Here is a 16,448-nt window from a genome sequence, read left to right on the forward strand (position 1 = left end):
TTGATGGTTCAGGTTCGCCTGAACCCAGGTTGTTGGCTCGTGAACAATAAAAACCCAGGGGCAAGGGGTGAGCGGGCAACCGAACACGCGACAGTCTGGCAGCGGGCTGTCTGAATAGTTTTGCCCGCGAGGGCAAGTTTCCATAAGCAATTTCGAGAGACGGATGAACATCACCACCTTAGCCAAACGCACGTGCCTGCTTCTTTCGCTGATTATCACCCCGGCCGCCTGGGCGGTTGAAATGGTGCCAGCTTCCCCGCAATTGGCCGCCAAGGCCTGGGTCCTCATGGATGCCGCCAGCGGCAACGTGCTGGTCGAGAACAACGGTGACCAGCGCCTGCCCCCGGCCAGCCTGACCAAGCTGATGACAGCCTACATCGCGACCCTGGAAATCCGTCGCGGCCAGATCGGCGAGAATGACCCGGTTACCGTCAGCGAAAACGCATGGCGCACCGGCGGTTCGCGGATGTTCATCAAGGTCGGTTCGCAGGTTACCGTCAGCGACCTGCTGCACGGCATCATCATCCAGTCCGGTAACGACGCCAGCGTGGCCCTGTCCGAGCACATCGCCGGCAGCGAAGACGCGTTCGCCGACTTGATGAACAAGACCGCCGGCGACCTGGGCATGACCAACAGCCACTTCATGAACCCGACCGGCCTGCCGAACCCGGAGCACTACTCGTCGGCTCACGACATGGCCGTGCTGGCTCGCGCGATCATCCGTGTCGACCCGGTGCACTACGCGATCTACTCCCAGAAGGAATTCTTCTGGAACAACATCAAGCAGCCTAACCGTAACCTGCTGCTGTGGCGTGACAAGACCGTCGACGGTCTGAAAACCGGCCACACCGACGAAGCCGGCTACTGCATGGTGTCGTCCGCCGTACGTGACGGCCAGCGCCTGATCGCCGTGGTATTCGGCACCAACAGCGAGCAGGCCCGTGCGGCCGAGACGCAAAAACTGCTGACTTACGGCTTCCGCTTCTTCGAAACCCAGACCTTCTACCAGAAGGGTGCCGAGCTGGCCCAAGCCCCGGTATGGAAAGGCGCGACCCACCAAGTCAAGGCCGGCCTGGCCGATGACCTGACCCTGACCATGCCTAAAGGCCAGCTGAAAAAGCTCGCGGCCAGCATGACCATGAACCCGCAATTGGTCGCTCCAATCGCCAAGGGTGACGTGATCGGTAAAGTCGAAGTGAAGCTCGATGACAAGGTGGTGCATAGCGCCGACCTGATCGCGCTGGACGCCGTCGACGAAGGTGGTATCTTCCGCCGCGTGTGGGATAGCATCCGTCTATTCTTCTACGGCTTGTTCAACTGATTGTGCGCACCTGCAAAGCCCCGCGTTGATCCAGCGCGGGGCTTTGCCCGTCGCCACGGCTTAGCGCTTACGAGGCTGTTCTGCCATGACCGATAAAGAAGTAGAAGTAAAGGCGCCAAAGATCGAATTCCCCAACGTGGATTATCCCGTCAAGGTGATCAGCGATACCGGTGTGGGCAACAAAGACAAGATTCTCGAGATCGTGCGTAAACACGCGACGATCAACGACAACCGGGTTGACGAGCGTTTGAGCTCCAACGGTAAGTACACCACGATCCAGTTGCACATCGTGGCAACCGGTCAAGACCAGCTCTACGACATCAACAGTGAACTGCGGGCCACCGGCTTCGTGCACATGGTGTTGTGATGTCACAGGTTTTGGGCTTTCGCGAGCTCGGCCAGATGGCCTATGAGCCGGTCTGGCATGCCATGCAGCGCTTCACCAACGAGCGCGGCACCTCGGCCCCGGATGAAATCTGGCTGGTGGAACACCCGCCGGTCTTCACCCAGGGCCAGGCCGGCAAGGCTGAGCATCTGCTGCTGCCGGGTGATATTCCGGTGGTGCAGGTCGACCGAGGTGGCCAAGTGACTTACCATGGCCCTGGTCAGCTTGTCGCTTATCTATTGCTGGACGTACGCAAGCTGGGCTATGGCGTACGTGACCTGGTAAGCCGCATGGAGGCTTGCCTGATCGAGCTGTTGGCCAGTTACGGCGTGACTGCCGCGGCCAAGCCCGATGCACCCGGTGTATACGTGGACGGCGCGAAAATCGCCTCCCTCGGTTTGCGCATTCGCCATGGTTGTTCCTTTCATGGCCTGGCCCTGAATGTGGACATGGACCTGGCGCCGTTTCGGCGCATCAACCCGTGCGGTTACGCCGGGCTGGCGATGACTCAACTGAGCGACCACGCCACACCGATTAAATTTGCCGAGGTAAGTGCCCGGCTGCGTGCGCAGCTCGTCAAACACCTCGACTATGCTGAGCAGACGACCCTTACGGGCGGAATCGACTGATTATGACTACTGATGCAGTGCAAACCATGATCCCGACGCTGGACATCACCGAGCGTCCGGCCCCGGCCCCGCGTGCCAAGGTCGAAGCCGGCGTCAAGCTGCGCGGCGCCGAGAAGGTTGCACGCATCCCGGTGAAAATCATCCCGACCACCGAACTGCCGAAGAAGCCTGACTGGATCCGCGTGCGCATCCCGGTTTCGCCGGAAGTCGACCGTATCAAGGCCCTGCTGCGCAAGCACAAACTGCACAGCGTGTGCGAAGAAGCTTCCTGCCCGAACCTGGGCGAATGCTTCTCCGGCGGCACCGCCACCTTCATGATCATGGGTGACATCTGCACCCGTCGTTGCCCGTTCTGCGACGTTGGCCACGGCCGGCCGAAGCCATTGGACGTCAACGAGCCGGAAAGCCTGGCCATCGCCATTGCCGACCTGAAACTCAAATACGTGGTCATCACTTCCGTAGACCGCGACGACCTGCGTGACGGCGGTGCCCAGCACTTTGCCGACTGCATCCGCGAGATCCGCAAGCTGTCGCCGAACGTGATGCTCGAAACCCTGGTGCCGGACTACCGTGGCCGCATGGACGTCGCGCTGGAAATCACCGCGGCCGAGCCACCGGATGTGTTCAACCACAACCTGGAAACCGTGCCACGTCTGTACAAAGCTGCGCGCCCAGGTTCGGACTACCAGTGGTCGCTGACCCTGCTGCAAAAATTCAAGCAGATGATGCCGCACATCCCGACCAAATCCGGGCTGATGCTGGGCCTGGGCGAGACCGACGAAGAAGTCATCGAAGTCATGAAGCGCATGCGCGAACACGACATCGACATGCTGACCCTGGGCCAGTACCTGCAGCCGTCGCGCAGCCACTTGCCGGTGCAGCGTTTTGTGCACCCGGACACCTTCGCCTGGTTCGCCGAGGAAGGTTACAAGATGGGCTTCAAGAACGTGGCTTCGGGCCCGCTGGTACGTTCCTCGTACCACGCCGATGAGCAAGCCAAGCTGGTCAAGGCGAGCCTGGTTTCGTAAGCGTTTCCCCTCTGTAGGAGCAGCCGAACTGCTCCTACAGAGTTTCCCTCCTTTTCTCCCTTCTGTTTGCAACCATCACTGGCTAGAGTGCCTGGGTATCCAACCACGGAGAACCATGGATGACGACTCAACTCGCGGCTGCCGTGCCTGCCCTGCGCACCGAAGGCGTAATTGGCCTGATTGCCCCCGCCGGCCCTGCCGCACTGGATGTTGAAAAAGCCGGCCAGTGGATGCGCGCCCGTGGCCATGAGCTGCGCATATTCCCCGGTGTGTATGAGCGCGATGGCTACCTGGCCGGCAGTGACGAGGTGCGCCTGCGCGATTTGCATGCGGCGTTTGCCGATCCCGAAATCGATGCCATCTTCTGCCTGCGTGGCGGCTATGGCACCCCGCGACTATTGGATCGGCTCGATTTTGACCTGATTAGAGCCAACCCCAAGCCATTTGTGGGGTACAGCGACATCACCGCGTTGCACCTGGCCATCAACCGCTACGCGGGTTTTGTGACCTTTCACGGGCCGATGCTTAATGCCGATCTGCTCGGTGACAAGCAGCAGCCCACAGAGTCGTCGTTGTTCAGCATGTTGCGTGGGCAACTGAGCGAGTGCAGCGTGCTGGCACACCCGGTTGCTTACCCACTGACCACGATTGAGCCGGGTGTCGCCTGCGGGCGTTTGCTCGGCGGCAACCTGTCGATGATTGCCGCGGTAATGGGCACGGCGTTTGGGATCGACTCCGAAGGCATCATTCTGTTTATCGAAGACGTCAACGAGCCACTCTACCGAATTGACCGGCTGCTGACGCACTTGCGCCTGGCGGGCAAACTGGCTCAGGTGGCCGGCGTGTTGGTCGGGGATGTATCGGGGGTGGATAAGGCGGCGTTGGAGCGGCTGCTCAAGCAGACCTTCGAGCCGCTGTGCATTCCTGTGTTGTCCGGCTGGCGCAGCGGGCACTGCGATCCGAACCTGACGCTGCCGCTGGGCGCGCTGGTGCGTCTGGATGCGGGGGAGCAGCAGTTGGTGTTGGAGCAGGATGTAGTGTTCAAGCCCTGAGCGTCGATCGTTCCCACGCTCTGCGTGGGAATGCATCCCGTGACGCTCCGCGTCACCCCCTCAAGAGCAGACGCAGAGCGTCCAAGGCGGCATTCCCACGCGGAGCGTGGGAACGATCGTGGTCTCAGCGGCTCTGCAACGACTCCAGCAGCTTCACTGTCGCAAACCCATCCGCCGGCCAACCCAACGACTGCTGCGCCGCCCGGATCGCCTTGCGCGTGTTGGCGCCGATAATCCCGTCCGGGTTGCCCGCGTCATAGCCCTTGGCACTCAGCACCGTCTGCAGGTCGATACGCTGGGAGCGACTCAGCGGCAGTTCATCCTTGGGCCAATCGCCACGAATCACTCCGCCGCCAGCAAACCGCTCCGACAACAGGCCTACGGCCAGCGCGTAGGACGACGAGTTGTTGTACTTGAGGATCGCGCGGAAGTTATCCAGCACCAGGAACGCTGGGCCACGGTAGCCGGCCGGCAGCAGCAGGGCAGCTGACAGGTGCTCGACGTTCGGTGGCATGCTCGCGCCAGGTGGCAGCTGGATACCGAGTCTCATCCACTCGCCAACGGTCTTGCGTATGCCGCCGTCGGCCAGGGCGTAATCGAAGTTCGTCGGCAGTTGTTTCACCTCAAAGCCCCACGGCTGGCCGCGTTGCCAGCCGGAGCTTTGCAGGTAGTGCGCAGTGGAGGCCAGGGCGTCGCCCGGGCTGTTCCAGATATCGCGGCGACCGTCGCCATCGAAATCCACGGCATGGGTGTTGTAGGTGGTCGGGATGAACTGGGTCTGGCCCATGGCCCCGGCCCACGAACCTTTCATCTGGTCGGCAGAGATATCGCCATGCTGGATGATCTGCAACGCCGCCAGCAGTTGCGCCTGGGCGAATGCCGGGCGGCGGCCTTCATAGGCCAGGGTCGCGAGCGAACGGATCACCGAGTTATTGCCCTGGAACTGGCCAAAGTTGCTTTCCATGCCCCACACCGAAACCAGCGCCTGGCGATCAACGCCATAACGCTCTTCGATGCGCTGCAGGATATCGGCGTATTTGATCAGCAACGCTTGGCCATTACGCACGCGTACTGGCGACAGGGCACCATCGAGGTATTCCCACACCGGGCGGGAAAATTCCGGTTGGCTGCGATCGGCGCGAATCACCGCCATATCGGGCGTCACGCCAGCAAAGGCGTTATCGAAGACGGCGGGTGTGATCCCCGCGCTCAGGGCTTGCGCACGAAAGCCAGCCTGCCATTCGGCAAAGGTCTGGGTCGGCTGGATATCAAGATTGTCCACGGCCAAAGGGGGGACCACGGCAGGCGCGACGGCAGGCACGGTCTGGAGCTTTGGCAGGGGTTGCGCGTCCGCGGCGGTGGGTTTTTCGGCGCAGGCGACAAGCAGAATGAGGCTGGAGGCAGCAATCAATTGGCGAAGGTGCCAACGACGGGAAAGGCTAGAGGGCATGCACAGGTCCAGGGATTACAAATCAAGTACAGACCTTATCATGCCGGAGGGGCGCTTGCCTTCAGGCAGCCAGAAAGTAAGAAGCCTCCCAGCTATTAGACTGGAAGGCTTCGCGGCGGTAGCTGCCTTTGCCCTTGCCGGCGCGTTCCTGACGGCTGCGGAACAGTGGCTGGGCGATGATGGATTTGGCCTTGTTGGGGCCATGCTTGGATGGCTTTTTGCTCATGGTCGGTACTCTCTCGAGGTGGGGGGCTTGAGGTGGGGTGAAGCGGTGCAAATCATCTGCCGAAGTGGCGCGGCTGTAAAGCCCGGCGATGTGTAGGTGGTTTCACCTATTCAAGTGGGCACGGTCAATGTGGGAGCTGGCTTGCCTGCGATAGCGGTCCATCAGCAAAAATGTAGTGGCTGACACACCGCTATCGCAGGCAAGCCAGCTCCCACAAGGGGACAGTGGGGTTATTCGGCGGGGAGTGTCAGGCGTTGGCCAGACATCAACAGTGACAAACGGCTCAGGCTCATCCACGGCGAACCTGCCGCTTGGCCTTTGATCTGCGCGTCGATGCGTTGCGCTTCCAACAACAGCTGCGCCCAGCGTTGCGCCGAGTGGCGTTGCAGGGCTTTGCTCATCAGGGGTTTGCGCTTGTCCCACACCGGCGGCCTGGCCTGGCTGAAGCATTTGTCCAGCGGCGTGCCTTGGCTGTATTGCAGGGCAATATTGGCCAGCACTCGCAACTCTCGAGCCAGCGCCCACAGAATCACCGGCGGTTCCACACCTTCACCGCGCAAGCCTTCGAGCATGCGCAGGGCGTGGGCGGGTTCGCCATTGAGAATCGCGTCCACCAACCCGAACACATCAAAGCGCGCGCTATCAGCCACCGCGCCCTGGACGGTTTCGACGGTGATCTGCCCGTCTTCGGCCATCAGCTTGAGCTTTTCGATTTCCTGGGCGGCGGCAAGCAGGTTGCCCTCGACCCTGGCGGCGATGAGCTCGACGGCATCTTGCGTTGCCGACAGCCCTGATTGCGACAGGCGCTGACGTATCCATTGCGGCAACTGGTTGCTGTCTACTGGCCAGATCTGGATGAACTGGGTTTGCGGGCCTTCTACCAGCGCCTTGCCCCACTTGGTTTTCTGCGCGCTGCCATCAAGCTTGGGCAAGCTGATCAGCAGTACCGTGTCCTCAGCGGGGCGTGAGCAGTATTCCATCAACGCCGCCGCGCCCTTGTCACCCGGCTTGCCTGAAGGCAGGCGCAGTTCCAGCAGGCGTTTCTCGGCGAACAACGACATGCTCGCACCGGCTTGCAGCAGCGTGCCCCAGTCGAAACTGGCGTCGGCGCTGAACACCTGGCGTTCATCGAAGCCTTGCTGGCGTGCGGCGGTGCGAATCGCGTCGGCCGCTTCCTGGCACAGCAGCGGGTCATCACCGCTGACGATATAGACAGGCGCAAGGCCACCTTGCAGGTGCTTGGCGAGTTGGGCGGGGGCAAGTTTCATAGGCGGGGCAAACGGGGCGCCAGGGGCGCCCCGTCTGGCTTACTCGACAGGGACTTCGGCAGGCGATTGTTTCGGCGTGTTGTCTTCGTATTCTTGCGCAGCTTTCAGGGCATCGGCGTCAGCCTTGGCCTTGTTGTCGGCGGTCAGTTGCAAGGCGGCCAGTTTCTCTGGCGTCAGCTGTTGCAGACGAATCATCAGACGCTGGATCACCTCACGGCGCATTTCCTTGCGAACCTGGATGATCTCCGAGTCCGAGCCCACCAGGTTGTTACCGTCGTGGCTCACGACTTTCTGCACTTCAACCTTGTCACCCATCAATGGCAGGTGGTCGCGGCCTTGCAGTTCATAGACGACCAGGGTGCTCAGCTCAATGTCCGACGCACGGCCTGCACTGGCGTAGCTGAGGTTACGCTGGGTTTCTTTCTCGTCCACCAGATTCAGTTTGTAAGTCGCGCCGGAACCGACGCGTACACCGCTGCTTTCCAGGGCCTGGCGCAGCTGGGTCACGGTCTCGCCGTAGGCGTTGCGTGCGCTGACGTCCAGTTCCTTGATGCTCAGTTCATTGGTGGCGGTGCCACGCAGCTGGAAGCCGCAAGCGCTCAGCAGCACAGCGAGGCCCATCACCAGCAAATTGCGTTTGATCATTTTGTTGCTCCCCTTGAAACCATGTGGGCCTTATCGAGGCCTTAAAGGTTTAGTTCGGCGCAGGGCTCAAGCCCTGCGCCCGATCCGATTAGCTGGCGACGATGTTGACCAGTTTGCCCGGCACTACGATCACTTTGCGGATCGTCAGGCCTTCGGTAAAGCGCAGCACATTTTCGTTGATGCGCGCTGCGGCTTCCACGTCTTCACGGCTGGCGCTGGCAGGCATGTCGATCTGGCCGCGCAGTTTACCGTTAACCTGGATAACCAGTTGCAATGTGTCCTGTACCAGCGCGCTGTCATCCTGCACCGGCCAGCGCGCATCGATGACCGCGTCGCTGTGGCCCAGGCGGCTCCACAGTTCATGGCTGATGTGCGGCGTGATTGGCGCCAGCAGCAGCACCACAGCTTCCAGGCCTTCCTGTACCAGCGCGCGGTCCTGTTCGGTGGCTTGCGGGGCTTTTTCCAGCACGTTCATCAGTGTCATCACCTGAGCGATGGCGGTGTTGAACTTGTGGTTCTGGCCCACGTCCTGGCTGGCCTGGCGGATGGCCAGGTGGGTGCTGCGGCGAATGGCTTTTTGCTCATCGCTCAACGACGCCACGTCCAGTTTGCCCGGTAAACCCTGGCTGACATGGGCGTGCGCCAGGCGCCAGACGCGCTTGAGGAAGCGGTGCGAGCCTTCAACGCCGGAGTCGGACCATTCGGCGCTCATGTCGGGCGGCGAGGCGAACATCATGAACAGGCGGCAGGTATCGGCGCCGAACTGATCGATCATCGACTGTGGGTCGACGCCGTTGTTCTTGGACTTGGCCATCTTCTCGGTGCCACCGATTTCCACCGGCAGGCCGTCGGATTTCAGCGTGGCGCTGATGACCTTGGCTTTGCTGTCACGCTCAAGCTCGACGTCCGCCGGGTTGAACCAGGTGTAGGCGCCATTGGCTTCGCGGCGATAGTAAGTCTCGGCGATCACCATGCCTTGGGTCAGCAGGTTCTTGAACGGCTCATCGGAGCTCACCAGGCCTTCGTCGCGCATCAGCTTGTGGAAGAAGCGCGCGTAGAGCAGGTGAAGAATCGCGTGTTCGATGCCGCCGATGTATTGATCCACCGGCAACCAGTGGTCGGCTGCGGATTTTTCTACCAGGCCGCCTTCATAGTGTGGCGAGGCGTAGCGGGCGTAGTACCACGAGGACTCGACGAAGGTGTCCATGGTGTCGGTTTCACGCTTGGCAGGTGCGCCGCATTTAGGGCAGGTGCACTCGTAGAACTCAGGCATGCGCGCCAATGGCGAACCGGCGCCATCCGGCACCACGTCTTCGGGCAGTACCACCGGCAACTGGTCTTCCGGCACCGGCACGTCACCGCAGGTTTCGCAGTGGATGATCGGGATCGGGCAGCCCCAGTAGCGCTGGCGGCTGATGCCCCAGTCGCGCAGGCGGAACTGGGTACGCGAGGCACCGAGGTTCTTTTTGATCAAGGCAACTTCGATGGCGTCGAAGGCACCCTGGAAGTCCAGGCCGTCGAACTCTCCGGAGTTGATCAGCGTACCGTGTTCGCCGTAGGCGTCTTGCCACGGGGCCGGGTTGGTATCACCCGAGCTGGTACGCACGACCGACTTGATCGGCAGGCTGTACTTGGTGGCGAACTCGAAATCGCGCTCGTCGTGGGCCGGCACAGCCATGACTGCGCCATCGCCGTAGTGCATCAGCACGTAGTTGGCGACCCACACCGGCAGTTTTTCGCCCGTCAGTGGGTGCTCGACGAACAGGCCGGTTGGCAGGCCTTTTTTCTCTTGGGTGGCAACGTCGGCTTCGGCCACGCTGCCGCCTTTGCATTCAGCGATGAACGCCGAAAGCTCTGGGTTGTTCTGTGCAGCCTGGGTGGCCAGCGGGTGCTCGGCGGCCACGGCGACGTAAGTCGCGCCCATCAGGGTATCGGGGCGGGTGGTGAAGACTTTGAGTGCGCCCGTTTCGCCGATCGAGTCGACGTTGTACGGGAACTGCACTTCCATGCCCTTGGATTTGCCGATCCAGTTGCGCTGCATGGTCTTGACCTGCTCAGGCCAGCCCGGCATGTCATCGAGGCTCGACAAGAGTTCATCGGCGTAGGCCGTGATCTTGAAGTAGTACATCGGGATCTGGCGCTTTTCGATCACCGCGCCGGAGCGCCAGCCGCGACCGTCGATGACCTGCTCGTTGGCCAGTACGGTCTGGTCGATCGGGTCCCAGTTCACGGTGCCGTTTTTACGGTAGATCACGCCTTTTTCGAACAGGCGCGTGAACAGCCACTGTTCCCAGCGGTAGTAATCGGGCTTGCAGGTGGTCACTTCGCGGGACCAGTCCACCGCCAGGCCCAGGCTGCGCAGCTGGGTTTTCATGTAGGCGATGTTTTCGTAGGTCCACTTGGCGGGCGCCACGTTGTTTTTCATCGCGGCGTTTTCCGCCGGCATGCCGAAGGCGTCCCAACCCATAGGTTGCAGGACGTTTTTGCCGAGCATGCGCTGGTAGCGGGAAATTACGTCGCCGATGGTGTAGTTACGCACGTGCCCCATGTGTAGCTTGCCGCTGGGGTAAGGGAACATCGATAGGCAGTAGTAAGTCTCCTTGCCTGGCTGTTCACTGACTTCAAAGGACTTTTGCTCGTCCCAGAAGGTTTGGGCGGCATTTTCTATTTCACGGGGCTGATATTGTTCGTGCATGGCTACTTTTGAACTGAATAGGGGTGGCCTAATCCTCTTCGGTACAACATTCAGGTTGATCGACACCAAAAAGCGGCGCGTCCGTGCCCAAACCCTGCGGGAAGTGGAGTTACAGGAAGCGCCGTAGCATACATGACCCCACTCTATCGAGGGAAACCCTGATTGCGCGGCGAGGGCCGTCTGTCGCGGCGCGAGGCAGGCGCAGCCATGGGGACTACGCTGTTTATTGGGGAGTGAGTCTTATCTTCAATGAGGTGAGGGGATGGTTGAATCGCAGCGAACTTTAATGAAACCGCAATTGTATGAAGGACTGATCGACCGTTTGGGTCGGGCATTGGATGCCGCAAGAACCGCAGGCCGATTGCGTGATGAGCGGCCTCTGGAGCTGGAGTTGCGAGGCTTGAGCCAGGCAGAACTTGAATTGATCAAGTGCTACCTGGAATTGAATCACCACCGTGCCTCTCAGGAACGGGCTGCCCCGCCCGCCCAAGAGCCTTTGCGTTCGGCCAAGGTGATCTGGCTGAAAGATGTGTCTGCTGGTCGCGGTCCCGATAAGCGTCGGGTCGCACGGTAAACGTGGAGCACCGCGTTATCCTTTGAGTCGTTCTCGAAACAGGTTGGTAAAGATTGTCGCTAAACCCCGTTGCATCTAGGCTTCGGGCATCTTTGGAGATGCCCGATGCCTTTTCGTTATTTCATTAAACAATTGCTCTTGCCGCCCGGCCTCTTTTTGCTGCTGCTGGCGCTTGCCTGGTGGTTGCGTAAAAGTCGCCCGCGCCTGGCCGGATGCTGCTTTGCCGTGGGGTTCGGGGGGCTGTGGTTGATCAGCCTGCCGGTGATGGTGCAGTGGGGCGCGCATGCCCTGGAGACCGAGCCGCCGTTGGCCCGTGAAGAATGGGCGACGCTGGCCCAGCGCGCTGACGCGATTGTGGTGCTGGGGTCGGGGCGTGAGCGCGGTGACCCCGCGTGGGGCTCCGATCAACCCACCGGTACTGGGCTTGAGCGCCAGCGTTATGCTGCGCGTCTGGCCAAGGCCTCCGGCTTGCCGGTGCTGACCAGCGGCGGCTTGCACTACGGCACGCCACCCAGTGAGGCTGAGCTGATGGCGGTGTCGATGCAGGATGACTTTGGCGTCACCGTGCGTTGGAAAGAAGAGCGCAGCCGCACCACCTGGGAAAACGCGCAGATGAGCGCCGAAATCCTGTTGCCGCAAGGCATCAAGCGCGTGGTGGTGGTCACCCAGGCCTGGCATATGCCGCGTGCGGTATGGAGCTTCGAGAAGGCCGGTTTTACGGTAGTGCCAGGGCCGGTGGGCTTTTTGGGCGTAGACAATGCGCGACCGCTGGGCGGCTGGATGCCCGAGTTTGTGTCAGTGTGGCGCAGCGGGCAGTTGATCAATGAGGCGGTGGGGCAGGTGGGGTATCGGGTGTTTTACCGATAACGCCGCAATTTCAAATGTGGAAAGCGGTTCATGTGGGGCTTGCTCGCGAAAGCGGTGTGTCAGTTGACGATATGTTGACTGACACACCGCTTTCGCGAGCAAGCCCGCTCCCACACAAGCCAGCTCCCACATTGGTTTTATGCCGTTCGTTAGACGGTTTTCGACATCCGGGCCGCCAGCAGCGCCCAGCCGAACAAGCCCAGGCACACAATGATCAACGGCCACGAGCGCCATTGCAGGTACGGCGTCAGGTTGTGCATCGGCACCACTTCGCCGTAGAGAATCCCACGCTCGAACTGCGGGATCTGCGCGGTAATCTGCCCAAATGGGTTGATCAAACCAGTCACCCCATTGTTAGTGGCGCGGATCATCCAACGGCCAGCCTCCAATGCACGCATCTGCGCCATTTGCAGGTGTTGCAGCGGGCCGATGGAGCGGCCGAACCAGGTGTCGTTGCTGATGGTCAGCAGCAAATCGCTCTGGGCCGACAGGCCTGCGGCGAATTCCGGGTACACCACTTCATAGCAAATGAACGGCGCAATCTGATAGCCCTTGGCCTGCAGCATCGCCTGATCGGACGGGCCGCGGGCGAAGTCCGACATTGGCAAATCGAAGAAGGCGATCAGCCCGCGCAGCATGTCTTGCAACGGCACGTATTCACCAAAAGGCACCAGTTTTTGCTTGAGGTAAGTGCCATCACCTTCACCCACCACCGTGATGCCGTTGAAGTAGCGCTTCTGGTGGTGCACTTCCTGGCGAATCGGTACGCCGGTGATCAGCGCGGAGTGCCGGTCGGCGGCAAACTTGCCCATCATGCCCAGGTAGCCTTCGACTGACTCTTTGAGCACCGGCACCGCGGTTTCCGGCCATACCAGCAGGTCTACCGGCTTGGAGCTGAAACTCATGTCGCGGTACAGCGCCAACTGCGCGTCGATCTGCGCGGGGTCCCATTTCATGCTCTGTTCGACATTACCCTGGATCGCCGCCACCGTCAGTGGGGCGCCCGAGGGCGAGGTCCAGGCATGATGCTTGAGCGCCAGGCCGATGGCCCAGGGTGCAACCAACAACACCAAGCCTGCGCCGATGAAGCCGTTGCGCTTGCTTGCCAGCAGGCGCGGCAGGTTGCACAGCACGGCCGCCGTCAGCGCCAGGGCAAAGGAGATCAGCCACATGCCGCCCAGTGGCGCAAGGCCGGTGAGCGGGCCATCGAGTTGGCTGTAACCGGAGTACAACCAAGGGAAACCGGTCAGGAACCAACCACGGAACGCTTCCTGGCCAACCCACAGCGCCGCAAAGGTCAGCGCATCGGCCAGCGGCGCCTCATTGCGACGCAGCCAGCGTGCCCACAGCCAAGCGGGCAGGGCGAAGAACCAGGCAATCGCGGCGGTAAACAGCAGCATCAAAAAGCCAGCCAGCAACACCGAAGCGCCGCCGAAGTGGTGGATGCTGTAGTAGATCCAACTGGTGCCGGCGCCAAACAGGCCAAAACCGAAAAACCAGCCACGGCCCAGGGCCTGACGTGGCGTCAGCTCGCGCAGTCCCACATAGAACAGCCCGACGGCCAGTAGCGCAAATGGCCACAGATCGAAGGGCGCCAGCGCCAGAGTAGTGATGGCGCCGGCCACCACGGCCAGCAGGTTACCGGGCCAGCCGGGTGCAATCAGACGGCGCATGTAGGGGTGGGTCATCAGCTATTTCCTGTGTCGCGCCGGGCCTGCTGCGGCACAGGGCAAGGCGCGAGGAGTGTGGTTTGGTTTTTCCAAATGAACGACGAGTAACGCAGCCCTGTGCCGCAGCAGGCCCGGCCCTTCGGGTTGCCCCTGAGAGCGGGCCATGCTGCGTTGCAGGCCTTGAAAAGGGAACGCCATTCCCTGCGGCCTGCGCCTTGCCTGGCCCGCTCTCAGGGGCAACGCGACACAGGAAATAGCTGATGCCCCACCCCTTCCTTAGCGGGCAATCGGAGTCAGGCGGATCAAGTGGATACGACGGCTATCCGCATTCAGAATGCGAAAGCGATAAGCGCCAATCTCAGTGGTTTCGTTACGTTTTGGCAGGTGCCCGAACGCACTCATCACCAAACCACCCACGGTGTCGAACTCATCGTCGGAAAATTCGCTGTCGAAGAACTCGTTGAAGTTCTCGATCGGCGTGAGCGCCTTGATCAGGAAATCACCGCTGGGCAGCGGCTTGATGTAGCTGTCTTCTTCGACGTCGTGCTCGTCTTCGATGTCGCCGACGATTTGCTCGAGCACGTCTTCGATGGTCACAAGACCAGCCACGCCGCCGTATTCGTCGATCACAATGGCCATGTGATTGTGGTTGGCGCGGAACTCGCGCAGCAGCACATTCAGGCGCTTGGATTCAGGCACGAAGGTGGCCGGGCGCAGCAGGTCCTTGATGTTGAAGCTGTCGCCGTTCTCCTTGAGGATCAGCGGCAGCAGGTCCTTGGCCAGCAGGACGCCCATGACGTCGTCATGGCTTTCACCGATCACCGGGTAGCGCGAGTGCGCCGAGTCGATCACGGCCGGGAGGAATTCCCGTGGGGTCTGGGTCGCCTTGATGCTGATCATCTGCGAACGCGGGACCATGATGTCCCGAACCTGCAGGTCAGCCACCTGGATGGCGCCTTCGACGATGGCCAGCGCTTCGCTGTCCAGCAACTTGTTCTGATGGGCCTCGCGCAGCAGCTCCAGCAGCTCCTGGCGGTTTTTCGGCTCGTGGGCAAAAGCCTGGGTCAGTTTACCCAGCCATGACTTCTGCCCGTTGCTCGATCGGTCTTCGCTCATAGCGATTACTCTAAATCCTTTGTTGTGTCAGTTATGTGTAGTTTCAGTTTTCGTCGTCTGCATACGGATCAGGGTGACCCAGTTCAGCAAGCAACGTTTGTTCCAGTGTTTCCATTTCGCAGGCTTCGTCATCGTCTATATGGTCGTAACCCAAGAGATGCAAGCAGCCGTGGATGACTAGATGGGCCCAGTGGGCCTCAAGTTCCTTGCCTTGTTCCTTCGCCTCGCGCTCTACCACTTCGACGCAGATCACCAGGTCGCCCAGTAACGGGATATCCAGTAACTCATCCGGCACGTCGGCGGGAAAGGACAGCACGTTGGTCGCGTAATCCTTTTGGCGCCAGGTGTGATTCAGTTCACGGCCTTCGGGCTCGTCCACCAGGCGGATGGTCAGTTCCGAGTCGGCGGTGCGCTGGCGCAGGGCCAGGGCGCACCATTGACGGAACTGCGCTTCGCTGGGGGCGGGCGCTTCGGTGGCCAGTTGCAGGTCTAGCTCAAGCATCGCGGCGCACGTCTTTGGCGGGCGCGTCATCGCGGTGCTCAAAGCGCTCGTAGGCTTCGACAATGCGCTGCACCAACGGGTGGCGAACCACGTCTTTGGGCATGAAATGCGTGAAGCTGATGCCTGGCACGTCCTTGAGCACGTCGATCACCTGGGCCAGGCCGGACTTGGTGCCCTTGGGCAGGTCGACCTGGGTGACGTCGCCGGTGATCACGGCGGTGGAGCCGAAACCGATACGGGTGAGGAACATTTTCATCTGCTCGACGGTGGTGTTCTGGCTCTCGTCGAGGATGATGAAGCTGTTGTTCAAGGTGCGACCACGCATGTAGGCCAGCGGGGCGATCTCGATCACTTGGCGCTCGATCAACTTGGCCACGTATTCAAAGCCGAGCATCTCGTACAGCGCGTCGTAGAGCGGGCGCAGGTACGGGTCGATCTTCTGGGCCAGGTCGCCGGGCAGGAAGCCAAGCTTCTCGCCGGCCTCGACCGCCGGGCGTACCAGCAGGATGCGTCGCACCTGCTCGCGCTCCAGGGCGTCGACCGCGCAGGCCACGGCCAGGTAGGTCTTGCCGGTACCGGCGGGGCCGATGCCGAAGTTGATATCGTTACCGAGGATTTCCTTGACGTAGCGCTGCTGATTCAAGCCGCGAGGGCGAATCATGCCTTTTTTGGTGCGCAGGGCCACGCTGGCTTCGGCCACCGGGTTGTTGGCCAAGTCTTCCACGGCGGATTCCTGCAGATACAGGTGCACGGTCTCCGGCGACAGCTCACTACCCTTGGTTTCGCGGTAGAGGCGGCGCAGCAGGTTTTCTGCAGACGTGGTGTGCTGGGGTTCACCAATAAGCTCGAACTGATTGCCGCGGTTGCGGATCTCGATGCTCAGGCGTTGTTCGATCAGGCGCAGGTGCTCGTCGAACTGTCCGCACAGGTTGGCGAAACGGCGAGCCTCAAACGGCTCGAGGAGAAAACGATGGGGTTCTGCTATGGGTGCGTTCAAGGTTGCTTTTAGCCGCCCTATGG

General features: G+C 61.1%; 16 protein-coding genes. 7 read left to right on the forward strand and 9 right to left on the reverse strand.

What is annotated here, in order from left to right; genetic code table 11:
• The first annotated feature begins 163 nt into the window (after window positions 1–163).
• The 5 genes from AOA62_RS00845 to AOA62_RS00865 all read left to right on the forward strand — a co-directional run bounded on the left by AOA62_RS00845 (window position 164) and on the right by AOA62_RS00865 (window position 4,415).
• Window positions 164–1,321 (forward strand): D-alanyl-D-alanine carboxypeptidase family protein, encoded by a 1,158-nt coding sequence (locus tag AOA62_RS00845; RefSeq protein ID WP_017136053.1) that lies wholly within the window; start codon window positions 164–166, stop codon window positions 1,319–1,321.
• Window positions 1,322–1,406: 85 nt separating this feature from the next.
• A complete protein-coding gene (locus tag AOA62_RS00850; RefSeq protein ID WP_017136054.1) occupies window positions 1,407–1,688 on the forward strand; it encodes a DUF493 domain-containing protein in 282 nt (93 codons plus the stop codon).
• Window positions 1,688–2,335: a lipoyl(octanoyl) transferase LipB gene (gene lipB / locus AOA62_RS00855; protein ID WP_056861968.1), complete on the forward strand. Its 648-nt coding sequence runs from the start codon at window positions 1,688–1,690 to the stop codon at window positions 2,333–2,335. The genes AOA62_RS00850 and lipB overlap by 1 nt, the downstream gene beginning before the upstream one ends.
• Before the next feature lie 26 nt (window positions 2,336–2,361).
• Window positions 2,362–3,363: a lipoyl synthase gene (gene lipA, locus AOA62_RS00860; RefSeq protein WP_057444888.1), complete on the forward strand. Its 1,002-nt coding sequence runs from the start codon at window positions 2,362–2,364 to the stop codon at window positions 3,361–3,363.
• 119 nt (window positions 3,364–3,482) lie between these two features.
• On the forward strand, window positions 3,483–4,415 hold the full coding sequence (locus AOA62_RS00865) for an LD-carboxypeptidase (protein ID WP_099547589.1): 933 nt from the start codon (window positions 3,483–3,485) through the stop codon (window positions 4,413–4,415).
• A gap of 124 nt (window positions 4,416–4,539) precedes the next feature.
• Here the strand turns inward: AOA62_RS00865 and AOA62_RS00870 are convergent, their stop codons facing one another.
• The 5 genes from AOA62_RS00870 to leuS all read right to left on the reverse strand — a co-directional run bounded on the left by AOA62_RS00870 (window position 4,540) and on the right by leuS (window position 10,699).
• Window positions 4,540–5,865, reverse strand: coding sequence for a lytic murein transglycosylase (locus tag AOA62_RS00870; RefSeq protein WP_099547590.1), 1,326 nt, complete (start codon window positions 5,863–5,865; stop codon window positions 4,540–4,542).
• Between the two features lie 61 nt (window positions 5,866–5,926).
• Window positions 5,927–6,091: an alternative ribosome rescue factor ArfA gene (gene arfA, locus AOA62_RS00875; protein WP_003176285.1), complete on the reverse strand. Its 165-nt coding sequence runs from the start codon at window positions 6,089–6,091 to the stop codon at window positions 5,927–5,929.
• Between the two features lie 230 nt (window positions 6,092–6,321).
• Window positions 6,322–7,359, reverse strand: coding sequence for a DNA polymerase III subunit delta (gene holA / locus AOA62_RS00880; protein WP_017136058.1), 1,038 nt, complete (start codon window positions 7,357–7,359; stop codon window positions 6,322–6,324).
• Between the two features lie 39 nt (window positions 7,360–7,398).
• Window positions 7,399–8,004 carry an LPS assembly lipoprotein LptE gene (lptE, locus tag AOA62_RS00885; RefSeq protein WP_099547591.1) on the reverse strand — a complete coding sequence of 202 codons (606 nt, stop codon included), beginning with the start codon at window positions 8,002–8,004 and terminating at the stop codon, window positions 7,399–7,401.
• A gap of 88 nt (window positions 8,005–8,092) precedes the next feature.
• A complete protein-coding gene (leuS, locus tag AOA62_RS00890) occupies window positions 8,093–10,699 on the reverse strand; it encodes a leucine--tRNA ligase (protein ID WP_017136060.1) in 2,607 nt (868 codons plus the stop codon).
• Window positions 10,700–10,961: 262 nt separating this feature from the next.
• On the opposite strand from leuS, the gene AOA62_RS00895 reads away from it, so the two are divergent.
• Entirely contained in the window at window positions 10,962–11,273 is a 312-nt protein-coding gene (locus AOA62_RS00895; RefSeq protein WP_017136061.1) for a hypothetical protein, read from the forward strand.
• Window positions 11,274–11,378: 105 nt separating this feature from the next.
• Complete coding sequence (locus tag AOA62_RS00900) at window positions 11,379–12,140, forward strand: YdcF family protein (RefSeq protein WP_099547592.1); 762 nt, start codon at window positions 11,379–11,381, stop codon at window positions 12,138–12,140.
• Window positions 12,141–12,289: 149 nt separating this feature from the next.
• Here the strand turns inward: AOA62_RS00900 and lnt are convergent, their stop codons facing one another.
• From lnt to AOA62_RS00920, 4 genes are all read right to left on the reverse strand, one after another.
• Entirely contained in the window at window positions 12,290–13,813 is a 1,524-nt protein-coding gene (lnt, locus tag AOA62_RS00905) for an apolipoprotein N-acyltransferase (protein WP_099547654.1), read from the reverse strand.
• A gap of 273 nt (window positions 13,814–14,086) precedes the next feature.
• Window positions 14,087–14,926, reverse strand: coding sequence for an HlyC/CorC family transporter (locus AOA62_RS00910; protein WP_010206772.1), 840 nt, complete (start codon window positions 14,924–14,926; stop codon window positions 14,087–14,089).
• 43 nt (window positions 14,927–14,969) lie between these two features.
• Window positions 14,970–15,428: an rRNA maturation RNase YbeY gene (gene ybeY / locus AOA62_RS00915; protein ID WP_056861975.1), complete on the reverse strand. Its 459-nt coding sequence runs from the start codon at window positions 15,426–15,428 to the stop codon at window positions 14,970–14,972.
• Window positions 15,421–16,425 carry a PhoH family protein gene (locus AOA62_RS00920; protein WP_017136065.1) on the reverse strand — a complete coding sequence of 335 codons (1,005 nt, stop codon included), beginning with the start codon at window positions 16,423–16,425 and terminating at the stop codon, window positions 15,421–15,423. Before AOA62_RS00920 ends, ybeY begins: the two co-directional genes overlap by 8 nt.
• Between the last annotated feature and the right edge of the window lie 23 nt (window positions 16,426–16,448).

The organism is Pseudomonas sp. 2995-3, from assembly GCF_002742565.1.
Lineage (GTDB): Bacteria > Pseudomonadota > Gammaproteobacteria > Pseudomonadales > Pseudomonadaceae > Aquipseudomonas > Aquipseudomonas edaphica.